At 72.3% G+C, this 22,286-nt stretch carries 22 protein-coding genes; 9 read left to right on the forward strand and 13 right to left on the reverse strand.

All coding sequences use genetic code 11. The features are described from left to right. Positions 1-2: 2 nt before the first annotated feature. Positions 3-1,163 carry a molybdopterin molybdotransferase MoeA gene (locus FL583_RS08065; RefSeq protein WP_142703880.1) on the reverse strand — a complete coding sequence of 387 codons (1,161 nt, stop codon included), beginning with the start codon at positions 1,161-1,163 and terminating at the stop codon, positions 3-5. 83 nt (positions 1,164-1,246) lie between these two features. Next, the gene (locus FL583_RS08070) at positions 1,247-1,426 is read right to left on the reverse strand and encodes a hypothetical protein (RefSeq protein WP_142703882.1); all 180 of its coding nucleotides are present in this window, start codon (positions 1,424-1,426) and stop codon (positions 1,247-1,249) included. Between the two features lie 177 nt (positions 1,427-1,603). Here FL583_RS08070 and FL583_RS08075 point away from each other — a divergent pair, with 177 nt between their 5' ends. Further along, positions 1,604-2,287: a CAP domain-containing protein gene (locus FL583_RS08075; RefSeq protein ID WP_170323542.1), complete on the forward strand. Its 684-nt coding sequence runs from the start codon at positions 1,604-1,606 to the stop codon at positions 2,285-2,287. Here FL583_RS08075 and FL583_RS08080 read toward each other — a convergent pair. Next, on the reverse strand, positions 2,268-3,116 hold the full coding sequence (locus tag FL583_RS08080; RefSeq protein WP_142703885.1) for a siderophore-interacting protein: 849 nt from the start codon (positions 3,114-3,116) through the stop codon (positions 2,268-2,270). The two genes, FL583_RS08075 and FL583_RS08080, sit on opposite strands and share 20 nt — an antisense overlap. A gap of 137 nt (positions 3,117-3,253) precedes the next feature. Between FL583_RS08080 and FL583_RS08085 the strand changes: the two genes are divergently transcribed. Further along, positions 3,254-4,639, forward strand: coding sequence for a type I glutamate--ammonia ligase (locus FL583_RS08085; protein WP_142703887.1), 1,386 nt, complete (start codon positions 3,254-3,256; stop codon positions 4,637-4,639). Here the strand turns inward: FL583_RS08085 and FL583_RS08090 are convergent. The 4 genes from FL583_RS08090 to FL583_RS08105 form a co-directional block, all read right to left on the reverse strand. Next, positions 4,621-5,190, reverse strand: a complete 570-nt coding sequence (locus tag FL583_RS08090) for an HD domain-containing protein (RefSeq protein ID WP_142703889.1) — start codon at positions 5,188-5,190, stop codon at positions 4,621-4,623. The two genes, FL583_RS08085 and FL583_RS08090, sit on opposite strands and share 19 nt — an antisense overlap. Before the next feature lie 91 nt (positions 5,191-5,281). Beyond that, positions 5,282-6,244, reverse strand: coding sequence for a M56 family metallopeptidase (locus tag FL583_RS08095; protein ID WP_142703890.1), 963 nt, complete (start codon positions 6,242-6,244; stop codon positions 5,282-5,284). Between the two features lie 5 nt (positions 6,245-6,249). Then, entirely contained in the window at positions 6,250-6,654 is a 405-nt protein-coding gene (locus tag FL583_RS08100) for a BlaI/MecI/CopY family transcriptional regulator (protein ID WP_142703892.1), read from the reverse strand. A gap of 48 nt (positions 6,655-6,702) precedes the next feature. Further along, positions 6,703-7,176, reverse strand: a complete 474-nt coding sequence (locus FL583_RS08105; protein WP_142703894.1) for a DUF2231 domain-containing protein — start codon at positions 7,174-7,176, stop codon at positions 6,703-6,705. A 241-nt stretch (positions 7,177-7,417) separates the two neighbouring features. Here FL583_RS08105 and FL583_RS08110 point away from each other — a divergent pair, with 241 nt between their 5' ends. After that, entirely contained in the window at positions 7,418-8,014 is a 597-nt protein-coding gene (locus FL583_RS08110; RefSeq protein WP_142703896.1) for an Rv1733c family protein, read from the forward strand. 6 nt (positions 8,015-8,020) lie between these two features. On the opposite strand, the gene FL583_RS08115 is transcribed toward FL583_RS08110, so the two are convergent. Beyond that, the gene (locus tag FL583_RS08115; protein ID WP_142703897.1) at positions 8,021-8,608 is read right to left on the reverse strand and encodes an ATP-binding cassette domain-containing protein; all 588 of its coding nucleotides are present in this window, start codon (positions 8,606-8,608) and stop codon (positions 8,021-8,023) included. Between the two features lie 172 nt (positions 8,609-8,780). On the opposite strand from FL583_RS08115, the gene FL583_RS08120 reads away from it, so the two are divergent. Together FL583_RS08120 and FL583_RS08125 are read left to right on the forward strand one after the other, a co-directional pair. Then, the gene (locus FL583_RS08120) at positions 8,781-11,180 is read left to right on the forward strand and encodes a phosphoketolase family protein (protein WP_142704024.1); all 2,400 of its coding nucleotides are present in this window, start codon (positions 8,781-8,783) and stop codon (positions 11,178-11,180) included. Position 11,181: 1 nt separating this feature from the next. Further along, positions 11,182-11,508, forward strand: coding sequence for a YnfA family protein (locus FL583_RS08125; protein WP_142703899.1), 327 nt, complete (start codon positions 11,182-11,184; stop codon positions 11,506-11,508). Positions 11,509-11,617: 109 nt separating this feature from the next. Here FL583_RS08125 and FL583_RS42390 read toward each other — a convergent pair whose 3' ends face one another. Further along, entirely contained in the window at positions 11,618-14,704 is a 3,087-nt protein-coding gene (locus FL583_RS42390) for a helix-turn-helix transcriptional regulator (RefSeq protein ID WP_142703903.1), read from the reverse strand. Between the two features lie 166 nt (positions 14,705-14,870). Here FL583_RS42390 and FL583_RS08140 point away from each other — a divergent pair, with 166 nt between their 5' ends. Beyond that, positions 14,871-15,536 carry an esterase/lipase family protein gene (locus tag FL583_RS08140; RefSeq protein ID WP_142703904.1) on the forward strand — a complete coding sequence of 222 codons (666 nt, stop codon included), beginning with the start codon at positions 14,871-14,873 and terminating at the stop codon, positions 15,534-15,536. Positions 15,537-15,750: 214 nt separating this feature from the next. On the opposite strand, the gene FL583_RS08145 is transcribed toward FL583_RS08140, so the two are convergent. Then, on the reverse strand, positions 15,751-15,999 hold the full coding sequence (locus tag FL583_RS08145) for a type B 50S ribosomal protein L31 (protein ID WP_142703906.1): 249 nt from the start codon (positions 15,997-15,999) through the stop codon (positions 15,751-15,753). Between the two features lie 141 nt (positions 16,000-16,140). On the opposite strand from FL583_RS08145, the gene rpmG reads away from it, so the two are divergent. After that, the gene (gene rpmG / locus FL583_RS08150) at positions 16,141-16,308 is read left to right on the forward strand and encodes a 50S ribosomal protein L33 (RefSeq protein WP_142703908.1); all 168 of its coding nucleotides are present in this window, start codon (positions 16,141-16,143) and stop codon (positions 16,306-16,308) included. Between the two features lie 69 nt (positions 16,309-16,377). After that, the gene (locus tag FL583_RS08155; protein WP_142703909.1) at positions 16,378-16,674 is read left to right on the forward strand and encodes a hypothetical protein; all 297 of its coding nucleotides are present in this window, start codon (positions 16,378-16,380) and stop codon (positions 16,672-16,674) included. Between the two features lie 10 nt (positions 16,675-16,684). On the opposite strand, the gene FL583_RS08160 is transcribed toward FL583_RS08155, so the two are convergent. Beyond that, complete coding sequence (locus tag FL583_RS08160; RefSeq protein ID WP_142703911.1) at positions 16,685-17,677, reverse strand: bile acid:sodium symporter family protein; 993 nt, start codon at positions 17,675-17,677, stop codon at positions 16,685-16,687. Between the two features lie 76 nt (positions 17,678-17,753). On the opposite strand from FL583_RS08160, the gene FL583_RS08165 reads away from it, so the two are divergent. Continuing rightward, on the forward strand, positions 17,754-18,593 hold the full coding sequence (locus FL583_RS08165) for a LysR family transcriptional regulator (protein WP_142703913.1): 840 nt from the start codon (positions 17,754-17,756) through the stop codon (positions 18,591-18,593). Positions 18,594-18,610: 17 nt separating this feature from the next. Here FL583_RS08165 and FL583_RS08170 read toward each other — a convergent pair whose 3' ends face one another. Together FL583_RS08170 and FL583_RS08175 are read right to left on the reverse strand one after the other, a co-directional pair. After that, entirely contained in the window at positions 18,611-21,082 is a 2,472-nt protein-coding gene (locus tag FL583_RS08170; RefSeq protein ID WP_142703914.1) for an ATP-binding protein, read from the reverse strand. Then, the gene (locus FL583_RS08175; RefSeq protein WP_142704025.1) at positions 21,079-22,278 is read right to left on the reverse strand and encodes a GAF domain-containing sensor histidine kinase; all 1,200 of its coding nucleotides are present in this window, start codon (positions 22,276-22,278) and stop codon (positions 21,079-21,081) included. Before FL583_RS08175 ends, FL583_RS08170 begins: the two co-directional genes overlap by 4 nt. Between the last annotated feature and the right edge of the window lie 8 nt (positions 22,279-22,286).

The raw sequence follows: 22,286 nt of genomic DNA on the forward strand, positions 1-22,286 counted from the left end.
GCTCACCACCGGAGGATCTCGGCGGGCTGGTCCGGCGTCCAGTCCGGCTCGAGGACGGCCACCCCGTCGGCGTCCGCGGCCGCCCGGAGGCGGGCCGGCCCGGCGTCCGCCACCGGAACCGCCGCACCATCGCCGAGCCGCACCGGGACCAGGCGGGTCACCGACCCGGGGGCCGACACCGGACCGCCCACCGGAAGCCGGAAGACCGGGCGCGGAGCCCGGCTGAGCAGGCCGTCGAGCAGCGGGACGAGCACGGTCAGCGCGGCGACCAGCCCCGCGAACGGGTTTCCCGGCAACCCGGCGACCCAGCGGCCGTTCGGTCGCTCGGCCAGCACCTGCGGGTGCCCCGGACGACAGGCCACGCCGTCGACGTGCAGCGACGCACCGAGCTCGGCCAGCACCGCGTGCAGGTGATCGGCCCGGCCGACCGACGAGGACCCGGTCACCACGACGACGTCGGCGTCCGAGCCGGCGATCGCCTCTCGGAGCCGGTCGTGGTCGTCGGGCACCGCGACGAGCTCGGGCCGCGCCGCTCCGGCCCGCTCCACCAGCGCCAATACGAGCGGGCCGAGCGCGTCCCGGACCTGGCCCGGCCCGGGCAGGCCGAGCTGCACGACCTCGTCCCCGGTCACCACCAACCGCACCGACGGCCGACGCCGCACCGACACGGTGTCGGCCCCGCCCTGAGCCAGCAGCCCGAGCAGGGGCGCGCTCAGGTCGCTCCCGGCAGTGGCCAGGACGTCACCCGGTCGCAGGTCCTCCCCGGCCCGCCGGACGTGCGTCTTGCGGGGCGGAGACGCGTCGACGAGGTCGCCGTCGACCCGGGACTCCTCGTACGGAACCACCGCCCCGGTTCCGCTCGGCACCGGCGCTCCGGTGGCGATCTCGACCGCGGTGCCCGGCGCCAGCGCGCCCGGGGACGCGGCTCCGGCGAGCACCCGTCCGACGACCACCCACGGCCCGGGGCCGCCGACCGCGTAGCCGTCCATCGCCGCGGTGTCGAACCCCGGCACCTGGGTGCGCGAGCAGACCTCGGCGCCGAGTACCCGGCCGGCCGCGTCCGCGAGCGGTATCGACTCGCAGCCGGTCGGCCGGGCGAGCTGCCGGGCGCGGACGCGTGCCGTTCGCCATTCCGTGGCTCGGCGTGTTTCGAGAAGCGTCACGGCGGACTCCGTTCCGCAGACTGTTGTCTACAGTATGCAGCACGCCGTAGACCTCGGAGGCGTCTTACCCGAGGTCGGCCGGGTTACGCGGGGACCGACCGGTCGCGGTAGCGCGGCAGCGGACGCGGGTGCCGCGGGTGCTCCTCGTGCAGCAGACCTCGCCAGGCGCGGATCAGGGCCTCCGGCGGTGCGGCCACGTCCGGCGCGTGGAACCGCACCGAGTAGTCGCAGCCGGGGCACTCGAGGTATGCGTCCATTTCCATAGTGATTTCGTACTATTCGGGCGCTGTTCACCGGATGCACCCCAAGATGGAGATCACTACTGAGCCTGCCGTTGATGGCGTGGTTCGTGTGAACCTCGCTCCAATTAGGCCCGTGGTTCCCCGTGATTCGAGACACAACTAGCAGAGTGTCGGGGCCGAATCGCGAAGGGAGCCGGAGTGTCCGGATCCGCCTACCCATCCACCAGCCGTCGGCGTTCACGGCCGGACCTCTACAGCGGCTCGCGCCGCCGGTTCAGCGGGGTCGGGACGATCGCCTCCGGGTTCGTCGCGCTCGTCCTCGTGCTCGGGGCGCTGCTGACCAGCGAACTCGACCACTACACGACCCACGACGACGACCCGCCGCAGTTGCCCACCGCCGCGGCGGTGCCGGGGATCCCGTCGGCCGCGCCCGGCGGGACACCGGCCCCGACGCCGACCGCCGACGTCGTCAACAACGCGGTGCTGACGACGGTCAACCAGCAGCTCGACCGGCTCGGGTGCCGCCCGGTGACTCTCGATCCGACGCTGGTCGCCGCGGCCAGGAGCCACATGGACACGATGGTCGCGACCGGCTACCTCGACCTGAAGACGCCGGACGGCACCGACCCGGGAGACCGGGCCGGGAAAGCCGGCTTCCCGGGCCGACGGGTCGTCGAGTCGGTCGTGCTGGGCGCCGACTCGGCGCAGGAGGCCGCCTCGTACGGCTTCCCGGCGCCGGGCGACGCCGACGAGGCACTGCCGATCACCGTCCAGCTCGTGTCCCGCTCCACGCTGATGTGCGGGTACACGTCGCTGGGGGCCGACTACCGGCGCGACACCCGCAACGTGCCGATCTGGTCGGTCATCCTCGGGACGCGATAGCCGAGGCCTCTTCCTGCTCGACCTGGGCGTTCCACTCGCCCTTGGTCGACTGCCAGCCGTCCTCGTCGCGGCCGCGACGCCAGTAGCCGGAGATCGAGAGCTGCTCGCGCGGGACGTCCTTCTCGACGCGCAGCAGCTTGCGCAGCTCCTTGACGAAGTTCGCCTCGCCGTGCACGAACGCGTGGACGGCACCGGACGGCCACTCCAGCATCCGGACGGCGTCGACCAGGGCCTCGCCCACCACGCGGTCGCCCCGGTGCACCCAGGTGATCCGGGCGTCCGCGTCGGTGGCCAGCTTGAGCTCCTCGTCCGGGCCGCCGACCTCGACGAACACGTGGGCCGGGCGCCCGGCCGGCACCCGCTCGAGCGACGCGGCGATCGCCGGCAGTGCGGCCTCGTCGCCGACCAGCAGGTGCCAGTCGGCGTCCTCGTCCGGCGCGTAGGCCCCGCCCGGGCCCTGGAAGAGCAGGACGTCACCGGGCTGCGCGGCGGCGGCCCATGGACCGGCCACACCCTCGTCGCCGTGGACGACGAAATCGATCGCCAGCTCGCCGGTCTCGGCGTCCCAGCTGCGCACGGTGTAGGTGCGGACGCGCGGCCAGGACTCGCGCGGGAACTCGGCCCGGACCTTCTCCAGGTCGAACGGCTCCGGGTACGGAACGCCGTCCCGGAGGAACAGGATCTTCACGTAGTGGTCGGTGTACTCACCGGCGGGGAAGCCGGCCAACCCCTCACCACCGAGCACGACCCGGATCAGATGGGGGGTCAGCTGCTCCGTGCGCAACACCGTTGCCTGGCGGGCCTGACGGGGACGTCGGGGCTGAGTCATCCCGGGGACTCCTTCTGTCGTTAGTAAGGGCAGCCTAACCCCTGATTCGTTGCAGATGACACCGGCTCATTGCTCCCGCTCAGCTCGGCTGCCATGATCTGTGCAGTAATGACCGTTTTGGGAGATTAGGAGAGATCATGGCGCTCAGCACCGTGAGCCCACCGGCCATTCCGACGCCGGAGGAGCTCTGGGCCCGCGCGGCTGAGGAACTCGCCACCGCAGGCGTCAAGGGCGTGACGATCGTCTGGGCCGACAACAACGGCATCCCGCGCTCGCAGACCGTCCCGATCGACCAGCTCTCCAGCGCCGCCGCCTACGGCGTCAGCCTGAGCTCGCTGTTCGCGGTGCTCGACTCGCACGACGGCACGACGTTCGCCCACGAGGGCCTGTCGACGCCGTCCGGCGAGGTCCGGCTGGTGCCGGTGATCGACCGGCTGGTGCGCCTGAAGGGGCAGCCCGCGTTCGCCTGGGCGCCCGGCCGCCAGCTCGGCGCCGACGGCTGCCCCACCGCCTACGACCAGCGTTCGGTGCTCGAGCGCCAGGTCGAGCGGGCCCAGGACGCCGGTTTCACGGTGCGGGCCGGGTACGAGCTCGAGTTCTACCTGGCCCGCGACGCCGAACTCACGCCCGCGCACCGCGGCCCGGCGTACAGCCCGACCGCGCTGCTCCGGGTCGACGAGTTCGCCGCCCAGCTGCTGACCGACCTGGCCGCGGACGGCGTCCCGGTCGGGCAGCTGCACGCCGAGCACGGCGCCGCCCGGCTGAAGGTGAGCATCACCGCGACCGACCCGATCAGCGCGGCCGACCGGCAGATGCTGGCCCGGCAGACGATCCACGCCGCCGCCCGGGCCCAGGGCCTGCGGGCCAGCTTCGCGCCGGTCGTCGACGTCGCCGGGATCGGGAACGTTTGGCGGCTGCACAGCTCGATCTGGCGCGGACGGGAGAACCTGCTGGTCGGCGACGGTCCGCACGGCCTGTCGAAGGCGGGCGCGGGCTACCTGGCCGGCCTGCTGCGCGACCTGCCGGCGATCGCCGCGGTCACGGCGCCGAGCGTCCCGTCGATGACCCGGCTGCGGCCGAGCGCGTTTTCGGGCGCCTACGCGTTCTGGGGCATCGGCAACCGGGAGGCCCCGCTGCGGTTCCTGCCGTCGACGACGATGCTCGGGTCGGCGCACGCGAACGTCGAGATGACCCCGTCGGACGCCTCCGGCAACCCGTACCTGGCGCTGGCCGTCGTCATCGGCGCTGGCCTGGCCGGTATCGAGGAGTCACTGAAGCTGCCCGACCCGATCCAGGACGACATCGGCACCTGGACCGAGGACAAGCGCTCGTCGCTGAAGATCCGACGTCTCCCGATCACGACCGACGAGCAGATCGCCGTCCTGACCGAGAACCCGCGAATCGAGCAGGTGCTCGGCGCGGACCTGGCCGGCGCGTACCGGGCGGTGCGCCGCTCCGACCACCTCTGGGCGCAGGACCGCTCGATCGAGGACGTGATCGAAGGTCACCGCTGGCTGTACTGAGCGAACCGGCGACGAACTCGCTCTGCTACGGATAGTAAGTACGGCGCCCGGGTGGAGTAGGCCTTGGCCTGCGGAGATTCCGGGCCGTGCCGGTCGAGCACCTCGGCCATCCGCTGCTCGACCGAGTACGGCCGGCCGTGCGGCCCGACGGTCTGGTCGGCGTAGGTCAGCGCGTCCGACAACGCCGAGACCTCGAGCGGGAACTCGGCCAGCTCGGACGTGAGCCCGCGGGCCTCGGCCACGAACCGGGCGCCGGAGTGGTGCGCGACGAGCGAGCACAAGCGCTCGGACACTCCGCGTTTCCGCAGGTAGCGGGCGCCGTCGAGCGGATGGAAGCCGCTGTCGTGGGTCGCGGTGGCGTAGCCGATGTCGTGTAACCAGGCGGCGGCGACCAGGATTTCCCGGTCGGCCGCGTCGACGGTGCCGGCGAGCTGCTCGGCCCGGACCGCGACGGCCGCCGTGTGCTGCCAGCGCTCGGTCAACGGGTGCAGCAGCGTCCGCGCGAGCTCTTCGGCGTCTTTCACCCCGAAGGCGCAGGCGGTTTCGGTCATGAATCCATTGTTACGCAGTGTGTTTAGAGTGAACGGCGCGGGGACGGATTGGTCACCGCTCGTTCATCTGCCGTTTACACCACCCGATGACTCAGGGTAGTTTCCGGTGCCCGACGGCCTCGCTCGGCGCTCCCGGGTGGACGGTCCGGGAGATCTGCTCGCAGGCCTTGTCGTAGGCCTGCTCGACCGCGTGCGCACCCCAGGAGGAGTGCAGCGGCAGGGCCAGCGCGACGACCGTCACCAGCACCAGCAGCGGACGCCCGACCGGCAGCGGCGGGGCCATCAGCGCGGTCGCCCGAGCGGTGGCGTCCCCGGACGTCGCCCGGAGCACCGGGGTCCGACGGCGCAGCGCGCCGGAGTGGGCCGCCGAGCGGCGCGCGGCCGACCGGGCCAGCGCGGCCTTGGCGATCGCGCGGGCCGCGACCGTGCGGTCGTCCACGGCCCGGGCCGCGTCCTCGTCGGCCCAGCGTTCGACCTGCTCGGCGATCGACGCGGTCAGCGGACGCAGCAGCGGGTTCAGCCAGGTCGCCACCCGGACCAGCAGCACGTGGACGTAGTGCCGGCGGTCGAGGTGGGCCCGTTCGTGGGCCAGCACCACCTGCTGCTCCACCGGGCTCAGCGCGTCGAGCAGCCCGGTGTGCATGACGACGAGCCCGGGACGCCCGGGGACCGCGTAGGCCTCGGGGTCGGGGTCGTCGACGATCAGGACGCCGTTCACCGGCTCGGCCCGGCGCCAGGTCGTCTTGGCGGCCACCAGGTCCCGGACCGCCGACCAGGCGACCGGAACGGCGGCCGCGGCACAGGCCAGCAGCGGCAACCCGACCAGCAGCAGCGCGGCGAGCTTGTCCGGGTCGACCGGCACGTCCCAGAGCGCCGGCCGGGCCAGCGCCACCGCCACCGCGGCCACCCCGATCGCGGTGGCCGCCGCGACGCCGACCGCGACGAGCGTCAGGCACCAGGTCGCGGTGCCGGGGTGGACGCGCCGGGCCAGGCGCGGAGCGAGCAGGCCGACCAGCGCCCCCTCGATCCAGGGCAGGAGGGCTACGAACGGCAAGCAGTTCAAGGCTGCCCGCCTCCCTCGGGCTCGGTCGCGGCCAGCAGGTCCGCGAGGAGGGCCTCGTCCTGGGGGCTCAGGTCGGCCACGAAGCGGGCCAGCACCCCGCGCCGGTCACCGCCGGAGTCGAGGATCTTGCGCATCCGCCGTGCGGCCGCGCCGACCTGCATCGTCTCCGGCGTCTCGACCGGCCGGTACGCGAACGACCGGCCGGACCGCTCCCGCGCCAACACGCCCTTGGCGTGCAGCCGGACCAGCGCGGTCTGCACGGTGGTGTAGGCCAGGTCGGCCGAGAGCGCGTCGCGGACCTCCGGCACCGTGAGCGGTACCGGCGCGCTCGCCAGTACGTCCAGCACTGCCCGCTCCAACGAACCGCTGGCGCGACGCCCGGGGCCACGCTGCTCGTCCACCTGTTACCTCCCACCACCGCTGTGCACCCCATTCTGCGCCAGCGGGGCTCACTTCGAGGCGGTGTCGACCACTCCGTCCCAGGCCGCCTTGGCTCCGGAGTCGCCCGCGCGGTAGACGGTGAAGACCGACCCCACCGCGACGACGACGGCCAGCACGGCCAGGCCCACCGTGAGCACGGTCCGGGTCCGGGGGACGAAGCGGTGGACGGCCCAGACCGCCACCGAGACCACGAACAGGCCGATCGCCCAGGGCAGCATCATCTCGGCCAGTTCCTCGTGACGTGCGACCAGCGGGCCGCCGCCGTTCATCTTCCCCATCAGCCACTCGCCGGCGTGGGTGGTCAGCGGCACGCTGATCAGCGACGCCAGCGCGACCAGCGGCAACACGATCCCGATACGGGCCCGCGCGGCCGGCCAGACCGCGCTCAGCACCAGCAGCAGCGCGGTGATCGGAATCATGATGACGACGAAGTGCACGAGCAGGACGTGGGCCGGTAGCCCATTGACCTCGGTCGGACCCATGGCAACTCCTTCAGCGTTCAACTACCCCTATTATTACTACATTCGGTTGTAGTAACGCCGGCAAAGTTGAACCGCGGACGGCTCCACGCGCGTATCCGGAGTACCCGTTCCGGGTCACACCGCGGCCGGCCGAAACTCCCCCTCCCGGGCGGCCGCGGTGTGGATGCTCGTCCGATAGGAATCACTGGCGCGCGTTTCCTATCGTTGGCGCGGAATCCGAACGTAGGAGACACAGGAACCGATGTATTCGCGTTGGCGCCGGCCCTTCCGGCTTCTGGGTCTCGGCCGGAATCCGCTCTGCCGGCCGGTCGACCGGCTCGACGGCGCGTTCCGGATCGCCGCGGTCACCGCGACGCTCGCCGTCGTCGTGCTGTCGGTCCTGTTCGGCGTCGGCAGCTACCACCGGATGCTCGACCGCGTCGAAGCCCAGAAGTCGACGTTGAACCAGGTGCCGGTCCTGCTGCTCGACGATCCGGCCGGCGCCCGCACCGAGAACGGCGCGGTCTCGCCCGCCCCGGTGCCCGGCGTCCAGGCCAAGTGGACGCTGCCCGACGGCACGATCCGCACCGGGGCGGTCTACACGCCGGTGTCCGCCCGGAGAGGCACGAGCGTCGACGTCTGGATGAACGACGACTACGTCCCGGTCCGGCCGCCGGCGCAGCCCACCGAGCTGCAGTTTCGGGCCATCGTCGACGCGCTCGGCTGCGTCAGCCTGTTCGCGGTGCTGGTCTGGGGCGCGTTCGGTTGGGCGCTGAGCCGCCTCAACCGCCGCCGGGACGCCGAGTGGGCCCGGGAGTGGATCGTCTACGAACGCGAGTGGCGCCACCGCAGCCACTAGCAGCCACTAGAGCGCGACGACCTCGTCGGCCAGCGCCAGCAGCGACGGGCGGTGCGCGACCATGAGCACGGTTCGCCCGGGCACCAGCCTGCGCAGAGCGTCCAGAAAGCGGTCGTCGTCGGCGGGCTCGTCGAGCACCACGACGGCGGGGTCGCGCAGGAAGGCGCGGGCCAGACCGATCCGCTGACGCTCGCCCGCGGTCAGCCCGGCGCCGTCCTCGCCCACGACGGTGTCCAGGCCGGGCGGAAGACCGCCGGCGGCGGCCGCGGCGGCCGCCACCTCGGCGTCGGAGGCCGACCAACCAAGCCGGATGTTCTCGGCGATCGTCGCGGCCAGCAGGACCGGCAGCTGCGGCACCCAGCAGACCGTCGTCCAGCGGGCGGACGGGTCCAGATCCTCGAGCGGGATCCCGCCGAGCGTGACGCGGCCGCGGGCCGGGCGCACCAGCCCGAGCGCCACGGCCAGCGCCGTTTCGGTCCCGGGACCGGTCAGCGCGGTCACCCGGCCGGGCCGCGCGACCAGCGAGACATCACGCAGTGCGGACACGGTCACGTTCTCCAGCCGCAACAGCGGCGCATCGGCGACATCCAGCACACGTAGAGGACGGCTCCGCGGCCCGAACGGTTCGAACTCCCGGCGAACAGTGCCGTCCGGCCCTGTTTATCGGGGCGACACTGCGCAAACCTGCTTGCAGAGCCGGTCCGTCCGGGGCCGGCGCGCGCAGGAAGGATTCGCGGTGACCCTCGGCACCGAACCCGACCGACAGCTGACTCCCGCCGATCTCGCCGAGCGGGTCCGGCAGGTCGACGACGCCGACCTCGCGCGCGTCGACGCCTGGTGGCGGGCGAACAACTACCTCACCGTCGGGCAGATCTACCTGCAGGCCAACCCGCTGCTGCACGAGCCGCTCCGGCCCGAGCACATCAAACCGCGGCTGCTCGGCCACTGGGGCACCAGCCCGGGCCTCTCGTTCCTCTACGCGCACGTGTCCCGGCTGATCCGGATCACCGGCCAGCAGGCGATCTACCTGGCCGGCCCGGGCCACGGCGGTCCCGCGCTGGTCGCGGCCGGCTGGCTCGAGGGCACGTACTCCGAGATCTACCCGCGCGTCGGGCGGGACCTCGAGGGAATGGGCCGCCTGTTCCGCCAGTTCTCGGCGCCGGGTGGGATCCCCAGCCACGTGTCGGTCACGACTCCTGGATCGATCCACGAGGGCGGCGAACTCGGATACGTCCTCGTGCACGCGTTCGGCGCGGTGATGGACAACCCCGACCTGCTCGCGCTCGCGGTCGTCGGCGACGGGGAGGCCGAGACCGGGCCGCTCGAGGGCGCCTGGAAGGGCATCTCGTTCCTCAACCCGGCCCGCGACGGCGCCGTGCTGCCGGTGCTGCACCTCAACGGCGCGAAGATCTCCGGCCCGACGGTGCTGGGCCGGAAGTCTCCCGAGGAGGTCCGGTCGCTGCTGTCGGGCCACGGGTACGACGTCATCGAGGTCGAGGGTTCGGACCTGCCCGGGATGCACTACGGCTTCGCCGGAGCGCTCGCGACCGCGTGGGCGTCGATCAAGCGCATCCAGGAGGGCGCGCGGTCCGGCGAGTGGGACGGTTCCCGTCCGCGGTGGCCGATGATCGTCTTGCGGACGCCCAAGGGCTGGACGGGCCCGCACGAGGTGGACGGCGTGCCGGTCGAGGGGACGTTCCGCGCGCACCAGGTGCCGCTGTCCGGCGTTCGCGACAACCCCGAGCACCTGGCGCTGCTCGAGCAGTGGATGCGTTCGTACCGTCCGGAAGAGCTCTTCGCGGACGGACAGCCGAACTCCGACGTGCTCGCGGCCAATCCGTCCGGAGACCTGCGGATGTCGGCGTCGCCGCACGCCAACGGCGGGTTGCTGACCCGCGACCTCGACCTGCCCGACTTCCGCGACTACGCGATCGACGTGCCGGCGCCGGCCGGCGCGCGGGCCGAGTCGACGCGCAAGCTCGGCGAGCTGATGCGTGACATCTACACCCGCAACCCCGACCGGTTCCGGTTGTTCTGCCCGGACGAGACGAACAGCAACCGCCTCGGCGCGGTGTTCGAGGCGTCCGATCGGGCCTGGGCCGAGGAGGTGCTGCCGTCCGACGTGTCGCTGAGCCGCGACGGCCGGGTGATGGAGGTGCTGTCCGAGCACAACTGCCACGGCTGGCTGGAGGGCTACAACCTCACCGGGCGGCACGGGCTGTTCGCCACGTACGAGGCGTTCGCCATGGTCAGCGCGTCGCAGACGATCCAGCACAGCAAGTGGCTGGAGGAGGCCAACCACCTGTCGTGGCGGGCCGCGGTGCCGTCGCTCAACGTGCTGCTGACGTCGACGGCCTGGCGCAACGACCACAACGGGTTCTCGCACCAGGGGCCCGGGCTGATCCAGACCGTGCTCACCCAGCGGGGTTCGGTGTCGCGGATCTACCTCCCGCCGGACGCCAACTGCCTGCTCTCGGTGGCCGACCACTGCTTCCGGTCGCGGTCGTACGTCAACCTGATCGTCATCGACAAGCAGCCCCAGCTGCAGTACCTGACGATCGACGAGGCGATCGAACACGCGACGCGGGGCGCGAGCATCTGGGACTGGGCCGGCAACGACGACGGGTCGGTGGACCCGGACGTGGTGCTGGCCTGCGCCGGTGACGTGGTGACGATGGAGACGGTCGCGGCGGCTTCGATTCTCAGGGAGAAGCTCCCGCATTTCCGGGTCCGGGTCGTGAACGTGATCGACCTGATGACGCTGCCTCGGCGCAAGGACCACCCGCACGGCATGGAGGGCACGTTCTTCCGCGAGTTGTTCACCGACCACGTCGACGTCGTGTTCGCGTTCCACGGCTACCCGGGGGCGATCCACCAGGTCGTCCACGGCCGTCCGGACGCCGACCGGTTCCACGTCCGCGGGTTCATCGAGGAGGGCACCACGACGACGCCGTTCGACATGGTCGTGAAGAACAAGGCGTCGCGGTACCACCTGGTGATCGACGCGCTGAACAACGCCAAGCGGACGCCGCCCGGGGCGAGCGACCTGAAGGCGTGGTGCGAGGCGCAGCTGGAGAAGCACTCGGCGTACGTCGTGGAGCACCTCGAGGACATGCCGGAGGTGCGCGACTGGGTGCTTCCGGCCCGGGACGTGGCACCGTACTGATGTGAAGGTAGCTGCGTTGTTCGCGCTGGCCGCGCTGGCCGAGATCGGTGGGGCCTGGCTCGTCTGGCAAGGCTGGCGCGAACACCGGGGTCTGCTCTGGATCGCGGGCGGGATCGTCGCGCTGGGGATCTACGGGTTCGTCGCGACGTTCCAGCCCGATCCGAACTTCGGCCGCATCCTGGCCGCGTACGGAGGCGTGTTCGTCGCCGGGTCGCTGCTGTGGGGCGTCGTCGTCGACCGGTTCCGGCCGGACCGGTTCGACGTGTTGGGCGCGGTGATCTGCCTGGTCGGAGTGGCCGTCATCATGTACGCCCCGCGGGGGACGTAGACGCGGATCCTGCTCCCCCGGGCCAGGCCGGGGACAACCCTCAGCTGCTGCCGATGCTCGACGGGATCCGGGTCGCCCGGATCGGTCCGGGCCGGGCAGGACACACTCGCTAGAACATCAGGCGGACCAGCTCCACTCGGGAGCGCACTCCCAGGCGGACGAAGATGTTGCGCATGTGGTGGTCGACCGTCCGGACGCTCAGGTAGAGCTTCGCGGCGATCTCGCGGTTCGTCGCGCCCTGGGCGGCCAGGCCGGCGATCTGGAGCTGTTGCGGGGTGAGGCTGTCGTTGGTCTTCGGCGGCCCCGAGGCCTCCCCCGCCGCCCGCAGCTCACCGTGGCAGGCCTCGGCCCACGGGTTCGCGTCCAGGCGCTCGAACGTCTCGAGCGCGCTGTGCAGCACGTTCCGGGCCGCCAGCGAACCGCGACGACGGCGCAGCTCGTGGCCGTAGAGCAGCTCGGTGCGGGCCCGCTCGAAGTCGTGATCGCCCAGCAGGTGCAGCCGCATCGCCTCGCGGTAGTTCTCCTCGGCGACGCCGGGCTCGGTCGCGACCATCGCCCGGATGCGGGCGGCCAGCGCCTTCGGGGCCGGGCTGCCGGTCGCGTCGGCCCACTCGGTGAAGTAGCGGCCGACCGTGCTCGCGGCCTGGCGGTCCCCGCAGCGCAGCGCGGCCTCGACGAAGTGCGGCGCGGCCATCATCCGGACCAGCGGGTGCGACCGGCCGGCGCCGGCGTCGGACACCAGCACCTGCAGCCGCGAGGCCGCCTCGGCCGTGCGTCCGACCGTCAGATCGAGGGCGGCCAGGGCCCAGTTGGCCATCGCCACCGACATCGCCAGTCCTCGGTCGTCGGCCTCGGCGATCGCGGCCCGGGCCCGGACGACGCAGGTCTGCTCGTCGCCCCTCGGGACCGCGAGCAGCGCGAGCGTCGCCAGGTGGAAGCTGGCCGAGCCGACCTGGCCCAGCTCGCGGGCGCGCTGGAGCCCTTCCTCGGCGCTGGCCGCCGCGCTGGGGTGGCGGCCGAGCCAGAGCTGGGCGTAGGTGGTGAGCTCCAACGTCCGCGGTATCACCGCGACCTCGCCCCGGACCTGGGCCGCGGCCCGGGCCCGGACCGAGAGGCCGAGGCCGAGTGACTCCTGGCCGAGGATGCAGGCGACGAGGCTCGCCCAGACCAGGAGGGTGGGGTCGTCGTGCTGCGGCGCGAGCTCGAGGACCCGCCTCAGGGGTGCGACCGCTTCGCGGTGGCGGCGGTTGAACGTGGCCGACATGCCCGCGCAGAACTCGAACATCAGCTCGGCTTCGGGTGACTCGTGGCCGGTCCGCAGGGCCAGAACCCGGTCGAGGACGCTCAGGTAGCGGCGTTGGTCGCCGGCCAGGAAGTCCGGTTCGCCGGCGTGGATCAGCGCGATCATCGCGGCCGTGCGGTGGGGTTCGCCGAGCCGGGTGGCGGCTTGGATGAGGTGTTCCTGGGCCGCGGCGGGCAGGCCGGTGCGGAGCTCGATCTCGCCGCGGAGGAGGTCGCGGAAGCCGTGCAGCGCGGTCTCCGGCTGGGGCGGCCGGACCCGGGCGAGGAGCACGCCCGCCCGGTGCGGCTGGCCGGCCAGCCAGGCGTCCTGGGCCGCGGCCAGCAGGTGGGACGCTCGGTCGCCGGCCTCGGCCGAGAGCTCGGCCACCCGCTCGGCCGCGACCGAGGCCGCGGAATGATCCCCGCTCCCCCGGACGGCCGCGGCCGCCGCCGCCAACTCCCCGACGACGTCACCCCTACCGGCACCGCCCCCGACGACGTCACCCCCGCCGGCAACCGGACCAGCCGCGGCCACGACGGCCGGGTTCGGACTCGCCGCGCCCGGGCCCGCCGCGCCCGGGCCCGCCGGGTCCGGGTCCGCCGCGCCCGGGCCCGCCGTAGGCGGGGCCGCCGTAGGCGGGGCCGCCGTAGGCGGGGCCGCCGTAGGCGGGGCCGCCGTAGGCGGGGCCGCCGTAGGCGGGGCCGCCGTAGGCGGGGCCGCCGTAGGCGGGGCCGCCGTAGCCGCCGCGCCCGGGCGCGGCGGGGCGGCATCCGTCTCCAGGAGGGCGGCCAGGTGCCAGGCTCGGCGTAAGCGGGCTGCCGCTTCGGCCCGGGACCATGGCGCCCCCTCCGACGGCGGCGCGGCGTCAGCGTCCGCGGGAAGGACGTCGGCCAGCAGGCGGTGGGCCGTGCGACGGTCGGACGCGGCGGCGGACCGGTAGACCGCGGCCCGCAGCAGCGGGAACCGGAAGCGGACCGCGCCGTCGGACTCGTGGACGAGGCCGGCCGCCTCGGCCGGCGCCAACGCCGACAGCGACCCTCCACCGGCCTCGGCGGCCCGGCCGAGCGTCCGCACGTCGAGCTGTTCATCGGCCGCGACCAGCACCAACAGCCGCCGGGTAGCGATCGGCAGCCGGGCGATCCGGTCGTCGTACTCCTTCCGCACCCGGCTGTAGAGCGGCAACGTGTCCGGCAGCGGCACCCGGCCGGCGCGCTGGTCGGCCGAGAGCGTCCGGGTCAGCTCCTCGATCGCGCGCGGGTTCCCCGCGCACGACTGCCCCACCACCGCGGCGACGTCGGCGGCGACGTCCCCGGCCAGCAACCGGTCGATCAGCGCGGTGCAGGCCGACGGGTCGAGGCCGGGCAACGTCAGCGACGGCAGACCGGCCGGCGCCGGACGGTCGTCGGGCGCCGCGAACAGCATCGCGACCTTCTCCGACGCCAACCGCCGCCCGACGAACGCCAGCACGTCCCGGGAAGCGTCGTCGATCAGGTGGACGTCGTCCACGCAGACGAGCACCGGACGCCGCCGGGCCGTTCGCACCAGCAGTTCCAGCACCGCGACGCAGAGCGGCAACTCCCCCGGCACGTCCGCCGGATCACCGGCCATCGCCCGGGTCAGCGTCGCCGCCTGCATCCTCGGCAGCGACGAGATCCGGGCCGAGAGCGGCATCAGCAGCCGGTGCAGCGCGGCGAAGGCCAGATCGGACTCCGCCTCGACGCCCTCCGCGGTCAGGACGACGAAGCCGGTGGCGGCGTCGGCCGCGTACCGCAGCAGCGAGGTCTTGCCGATGCCCGGCTGGCCCTGGACGACCAGGCCGCCGCCGGAGTGGGCGCGGGCCCGATCGAGCAGCTCGTGCACCTCGGACCGGCCGGGCCCGGGTCGTTCCTCGTCGAGAACCCGTGCGGTGAACACCGGCCGATTGTCACCGATCGGTAACGCTGAACAGCGTTAGTTTTAGGTTTTCTGTGCATCCGCCCCGACCGGTCGAGTACCGATATAGGCCCGAACCGGCGATATTACCGACGCGTTACGTCACCGTGTGCAGTCAAAGTTCGGGAACCCCAACGAGGAGGTTCCCATGCGCAGAGTCCTCATCCTGTTACTGGCCGCGGTGGCCGCGATCGCGTTCGCGCCGACGGCACCGGCCCAGGCGGCCACCGACGTGCCGGTCGTGTTCGTCCACGGCTACACGGGCAGCGCCTCGAACTGGACGACGGCCGAGTCGGTCTTCCGGGCCGGCGGCTACTCGAGCAGCCGGCTCTTCGCCTACGAGTACAACTCGTACGGCAACAACATCACGAACGCGCAGGGCCTCTCGACGTTCGTCGACAACGTCAAGCGGCAGACCGGGGCCTCGAAAGTGGACATCGTGAACCACTCGATGGGTGGCCTGGTGAGCCTCTGGTACATCAAGCAGTTGGGTGGGGCGTCGAGCGTCCGGCGACTGGCGTCGCTGGCCGGGGCGAACCACGGGACGACGTCGGCCGGGGCCTGCCTGACGTTCACGACCTGCCAGCAGATGTATCCGGGGTCGTCGTTCATCAACACGCTGAGCGCGGGTGACGAGACGCCCGGGCCGACCGTGTACCGGACCTGGTACTCGCCGTGCGACGGGATCATCATCCCGTACACCAGCACGGTCCTGAGCGGGGCGACGAACACGTACGTCGCCTGCGAGACCCACCTCGGGTACCTGACCGACACGTCGATCCTCACCCAGGTGCGGAGCTACCTGACCGCCTGAGACAGCGAGACGGCCCCGCCGATGGCGGGGCCGTCTCGCTGTTTGCTTACTTCCGCTTCGCTTGCCCCAGGGGCCCTGTGCGGAACGTTCCGCCGGACCGCTTACCTACACTTGGCTTGCCCCAGGGGCCCTGTGCGGAACGTTCCGGCCGGACCGCTTACCTACACTTGGCTTGCCCCAGGGGCCCTGTGCGGAACGTTCCGCACCGGACCGCTTACCTACGCTTGGCTTGGCGGGCGCGGAACTTCTCGACGCGGCCGGCGCTGTCGATGACGCGCTGCTGACCGGTGTAGAACGGGTGGCTCGCCGACGAGATGTCGACGTCGACCAGCGGGTACGTGTTGCCGTCCGACCACTCGATCGTGCGGTCCGTGGCCACCGTCGAGCGGGTCAGGAACGCCTCGTCCGCGGACCGGTCACGGAACACCACCGGGCGGTACTGGGGGTGGATGCCAGGCTTCATGCCTACGTTCCTCTCTTCCGCGACTCCGTTCGAGCCGCACGGTTGGATAACCCAACCCACCCCGGGGATGTTCCCGTGGAGCCGCGGAATATCTGAACATGGTTTTCGTTAAGCCAGGTACAGGAACGAAGGAGGCCCCCCATGGCGAAGGGCAACGAGCTCCGTCCGGTCGTGAAGCTGCGGTCGACCGCGGGCACCGGATTCACGTACGTGACCCGCAAGAACCGCCGGAACGACCCGAACCGCCTCACGCTCACGAAGTACGACCCGCGAGCGGGTCGACACGTGGAGTTCCGCGAAGAGCGCTGACCAACTCGAACGCCCGGCCCCGAGGGGCCGGGCGTTTTCGTGTCCGCGCCCGCCGGGTAGCGACTCGACATGACGAACCCCCACGACGACCTCGACACCGATCCGAACCACGACGCGCTCGCTCCCGACGACGCCCCCGTCGACACCCGCTCCCCGGCCGAGATCGCCGAGGACCGAGAGGAGCGCAGCGTGGACGGCGACCCGGAGGCGTCCGGCCCGGCCGTCCCCAAATGGGTCGTGCCGGCGGTCGCCGCCGTCCTGGTCTTCCTCCTGCTGGCGTTCCCGCTCGGCTGGACGATCTGGGCCGCGATCGTCGGCGCGATCGCCGCCGCCGCCGTCTCGTACGCATTCGTCTTCCGGCTCTGAGCTCCAAGCTCTAAGCCGCGACGGCCTCGCGATCAGCGTCCGCCTCGGTGGGCGCGGACGCGCCCCAACGGCGGGCCAGCACCGCGCAGACGATCAGCTGCAGCTGGTGGAACAGCATCAGCGGCAGGATCACCAGACCGGCGCCGGTACCGAAGATGACCGTCGCCATCGGCACGCCGGTCGCGAGGCTCTTCTTCGACCCGGCGAACACGATCGTGATCCGGTCCTCCCGGTTGAACCCGAGCCGCTTGGCGACCACCGACGTCGTCACCAGCACCGCGGCCAGCAGCACGCACGACACGACGACCAGCGCGACCAGGTCCCAGGCCGACAGCTTGCTCCACACCCCGGCCACCACCGCGCCGCTGAACGCGGTGTAGACGACCAGCAGGATCGACCCGCGGTCGAGCAGCCCGAGCACCTTTTTGTGCCGCCCGACGAACCCGCCGATCCACGGCCGCAGCGCCTGCCCGAGCGCGAACGGCACCAGCAGCTGCACCACGATCTTCACGATCGTCCCGCCCGACAGCGACACCCCGTTGTTGCTGAGCACGACCGCGACCAGCAGCGGCGTCACGATCACACCGAGCACGTTCGACAGCGACGCGGTGCAGATCGCCGCGGCCACGTTCCCCTTCGCGATCGACACGAACGCGATCGACGACTGCACGGTCGACGGCAGCAGGCAGAGGAACAGCACGCCGGCCGCCAGCTCGGACGAGAGGACCGCGTCCGGCAGTAGCCGGATCGCCAGCCCCAGCACCGGGAACAGCACGAACGTGAAGGCCAGCACCAGCAGGTGCAACCGCCAATGGCGGATGCCTGCGATCACGGTTTCCGTGGACAGCCGCGCGCCGTACAGGAAGAACAAGAACCCGATGGCGACGATGATGAGCTGGTCGAGTACGTCCTCGACGACGCCCCGCGCCGGCAGCACGGAAGCGAGCGCGACCATTGTGAGCAGCGCCACAATGTAAGGGTCGGGGCGGAATCGACGGAACATGAGAGTCAACTCTCCGGCACGCCGCCAAAATCGTGAAGTGCGATCACCCCTCTGACTGTGATCATAAAATGTGATGATGTTCGACCCGGTCCAACTCCGCTCGTTTCTCACTGTGGCCCGCACCCGGAGCTTCACCCGGGCCGCCACCGAGCTCGGCGTCCAGCAGTCGACGGTGAGCCAGCACATCCGCAAGCTCGAGCAGGCGACCGGGCGGCCGCTGTTCCTCCGCGACACCCACACCGTGCTGCTCACCGCCGACGGCGAGGCGATGCTGGGGTTCGCCCGGGCCCTGGACGAGATCCACGAGCAGGCCGCCGGGTACTTCGCCGGGTCCGATTTGCGCGGCCGGCTGCGGTTCGGGGTGTCCCAGGATCTGGCGCTGACCCAGCTCCCCCGCATCCTGCGGGACTTCCGCCGTACCCACCCGCTGGTCGACCTCGAGCTCACCGTCGAACTGAGCGGGACGCTGCACAAGGCCCTGCAGGACGGGCAGCTCGACCTGGTGTTCGCGAAGCGGATGGCCGGGCCGGGAGAGGGACAGCTGGTCTGGCGGGAGCGGCTGGCCTGGCTGGGCGTGCCCGACCTGCGGCTCGACCCCACCGGCCCGGTACCGCTGATCATCTACCCGCCGCCGTCGCTGACCCGGGAGCGGGCGCTGCAGGTCCTCGAGGAACAGCGCCGGCCGTGGCGGGCGGTGTGCACGAGCGCCAGCCTCAACGGGCTGGCCGCGGCCGCGCTGGGCGGCCTGGGCGTGGTGCCGTTCGTGCAGCGGCTCGGGCCGGCCGGGCTGGCCGAGGTCCCGGCGCAGTACCGGCTCCCGGCACTCGGCGAGGTGGAATTCGTCCTGCTGCACACCGACCGCGTGGTCCCGGAGTCGGCCGAGGCGCTGGCCGCCGCCATCCGCACGGCAGCCTGACGGCTCGCCGCGGCTCGTCATTCGGCCGAGGCCGGGAGGGTGATCGTGAAGACGGTGCCGCACGGGACTCCCGGGCGGGCGGCGATCGTCCCGCCGTGGCGCTCGACGATGGCTTTGGTGATCGCCAGCCCGAGCCCGGTGCCCTTGATGCCCTGCTGCACCGCGTTGCTGGTCCGGAAGAACCGCTCGAACAGCCGCGGGTACTGGTCGGCCGGGATGCCGATCCCGGTGTCGGCGACGTCCAGCGTCGCAACGCCGTCGGCGTTCGCGGCCCGTATCGAGACCTGACCGCCGTCCGGCGTGTACTTCACCGCGTTCGAGACGACGTTCGTGAGCACCTGCCGGAACCGCGCCGGGTCCGCGCACACGACGACCGGGCCGTCGGTGGTCACCGCCACCGTGAGGTGCTTGGCCTCGGCGGCCGGCCGCAGGTCGGTGACGACGTCGCCGACCAGCTTGCTCAGCGACACCGGGCGGACGTCCACCGAGATCTCGCCCGCGTCCAGGCGGGCCATGTCGAGCAGGTCGTCGGTGAGCTGCTGCAGGTCGGCGGCCTTGCGGTCGACGATCCGGAGGAAGTGGTCGGCGGCCGGCGAGATGCCTTCCGGCTCGTCGAAGACCAGCTCCAGGTAGCCGCGGATCGACGTGATCGGCGACCGCAGCTCGTGGGTGACCAGCGCGACCAGCTCGTCCTTCATCCGGTCGAGCTCCCGCAGCTCGGCGATCTGCTGCCGCTTGCGGGCCAGCAGTTCCTCCCGCTCGGAGGAGATCCGGTTCCGCTCGGTGATGTCGGTACAGATCCCGTCGATGTACAGCCGGTCGCTCTCGCGACGCGGCACCGCGCGCGTCCAGACCCAACGGACGACGCCGTCCCGGCCGACGAAGCGCGCCTCCAGTTCCCCGGGCCGGCCTTCCCGGACCGACGCGTGGAACGTGGCCAGGGACTCCGCGTCGTCCGGGTGCACGAGCTCGGAGAGCTGGACGGTCCGGCCGTCGGGCGTGTAGAGGTCGGCCCCGAACACGCGGGCGCCGTTCGGGCTGGCGAACAACAGCGTCGCCTCCCCGTGCGGACCGACCTCGACGCTCCAGACGTAGTCGTCGATGCTGGAGACGACCTGCTCGAACGCCCGCCAGGCGGCCTGCGCCCGGCGGCTCTCGACGAACCGGGCCAGGTAGGCGCCGACGCCGTCCAGCCGGCTGAGCAGCTCCTCGTCGCAGCCCAGCGGGCCGTCGTGGCGGAACACCAGGACGCCGAGGAGCCCGTCGCCGCTGCGCACCGGCAGGCCGAGCGTCGCGCCCGGGCCGTCGGACTGCCGCTCGCGCGAGAGCGGCTCGCCGCCCTCGCCCACGGCCAGCGCGACCGCCCCGTCGCCGGGCCGGCCGGTGGACGCGACGAGCGTCGCCCGGCCCTCGCCCAGCTGCCAGTACTCGCCGCTGCTCCAGCCCATCCCGTTGCTCACCGCGGCCACGGTCCGGGCGGCCGCGTCGGCGGCCGACGTCGCCTCGGTGAGCGCGGTCGCGACCGCGTGCTGCACCGCGCGCAGCCGCTCGGTGCGGACGGCCGCGGTCACGTCGTGCAGCGCGACGACCGCGCCCAGCCGGGTGCCGTCGGCGGCCCGGATCGGCTGGGCGTTCGCCAGGTACTGCCGGTCGGCGCGCCCGGAGCGCCGGACGACCAGGTCGGCGTGCTGGACGACCTCGCCCCGGAACGCCCGGGCCAGCGGCGTCTCACCGGCCCGGAACGGGACCCCGTCGGCCGTGCACAGCCCGTACTGTTCGGCCCAGTCCGCGCTGGGCACGCCGGTCGTCGGCGCCTCGACGTCCCGGCGCATGGCCCGGTTGAACAGCACCAGCCGCCCGTCGGCGTCACAGGCCGCGACCCCGGTGTCGAGGCTGTCGAGCAGCGAGGCCAGGAACGTCCGCTCGTGGTCGAGCGCCGACGACATCCGGGCCAGCTGGGCGTGGCTGAGCCGCACCGCGATCTCGGACTGGGCCGCCGACGCCAGGTCCGCGATGACGGCCAGGTCGGAGGCCGTCCACTCCCGGGGCTTCGTGTCGATCACGCAGAACGAACCGAGCGGGTGCCCGTCCGGCGACCGCAGCGGATATCCCGCGTACGCGATAACGCCGATGTCCGGGATGGCCAGGTTGGTGCAGAGCAGCTCGTCGGCCCGCGCGTCGCTGATGATCAGCGGCGCGTCGGCGGCCACGACGTACTGGCAGAACGAGTGCGTGTGCGGGGTCTGACGGCGTTCGGCCCACGGCTCGGGCAGCCCGACCGCGCTGACGAAGAACTGGCGGCCCGAGTCGACCAGCGAGACCAGCGCCACCGGGGCGCCCAGCACCCGGGTGGCCAGGCCGGTCAACCGGTCCAGGACGTCCACGGCCGGGCCGTCGAGTAGCCCGGTCTCGGTCAGCACCCGCAGCCGCTCCGGGTCCAGCACGGCCCGGGACGCGGCCGCCGCCGGGGCCGACAGGATCGTCGTCACGCCTCACACACCGGGAACCGCAGCGCGACCGTCGTACCGGCGCCCAGCCGGCTGCGCAGGTCCACCTCACCGTCGTGGGCCGAGACGATCGCCTCGACGAGCGTCAGCCCCAGACCGGGGCCCTGAACGGCGGCGTTGTCGGCGTCCTCGGTGCGGTAGAACGGGTCGAACAGCCGCGGGAGTTCCTCGTCGGCGATGCCGCTGCCGGTGTCGGTGACCACGACCGTCGGCGCCGGGATGTCGCTGACCTGCACGGCGATCGCCCCGTCGCTGGTGAACTTCACCGCGTTGAGCAGGACGTGCTGCAGCGCCCTGGTCAGCTCCCGGTGCGAGCCGCAGACCAGCACCGGATCGTCGGGCTGGTCGAACGTCAGGTCGAGGCCCTTGAGCTCGGCCAGCGGACGGCTCCCGGCGACCGCGGCCGCGACCAGATCACCCAGGTCGATCGGCACCCGGCTGATGTCCAGGCCTTTGGGGCCCACCTTGGTGGCCAGCAGCATGTCGTCGACCAGCTGGGTGAGCCGGTGGGCGTTGCGCTGCATGACCGCGAGGAAGTCCCGGCCGGTCTGCGGGTCGAGCGGGTCCGAGTCGTCCAGCAGCAGCTCGAGATAGCCGCGGATCGAGGCGAGCGGCGTCCGGAGTTCGTGGCTGACCGTCGTCAGGATCCGGTTCTTCAGGTCCTCGAGCTCGACGACGCGCCGGGTGACGTCGACCTTCTGGCGCGCGTAGGAGCGGAGCTCGATCTCGGCGGCCGCGTGCCGGGCCAGCGCGCGGAGCGCGCGCCGCTGAGCCGGGGTGAGCGTGCGGGGCATGCGGTCGATGACGCAGACCGTGCCGAGGCTCAGCCCGCCTTCCACGCGCAGCGGCGCCCCGGCGTAGAACCGGATGAAGGGCTCGCCGACGACCAGCGGATTGTCGGCGAACCGCGGATCGGCGGCCGCGTCCGGCACCTCGAGGATGTCGGGTTGTTCGATCGCGTGGGCGCAGAATGCGGCGTCCCGGCAGGTCTGCCGGAAGTCGAGGCCGATGTGCGCCTTGAACCACTGCCGGTCGTCGTCCACCAGGCTGACCAGCGCGATCGGCGTGCCGCAGATCTCGGCCGCGAGCAGCGCGATGTCGTCGAACTCGGTCTCGGCTTCGGTGTCGAGGATGTGATGGCCGCGCAGGACCGCGAGTCGGGTCTCCTCCGCCGCCATCGACACGC

It is taken from the genome of Cryptosporangium phraense (genome assembly GCF_006912135.1).
Classification (GTDB): domain Bacteria; phylum Actinomycetota; class Actinomycetes; order Mycobacteriales; family Cryptosporangiaceae; genus Cryptosporangium; species Cryptosporangium phraense.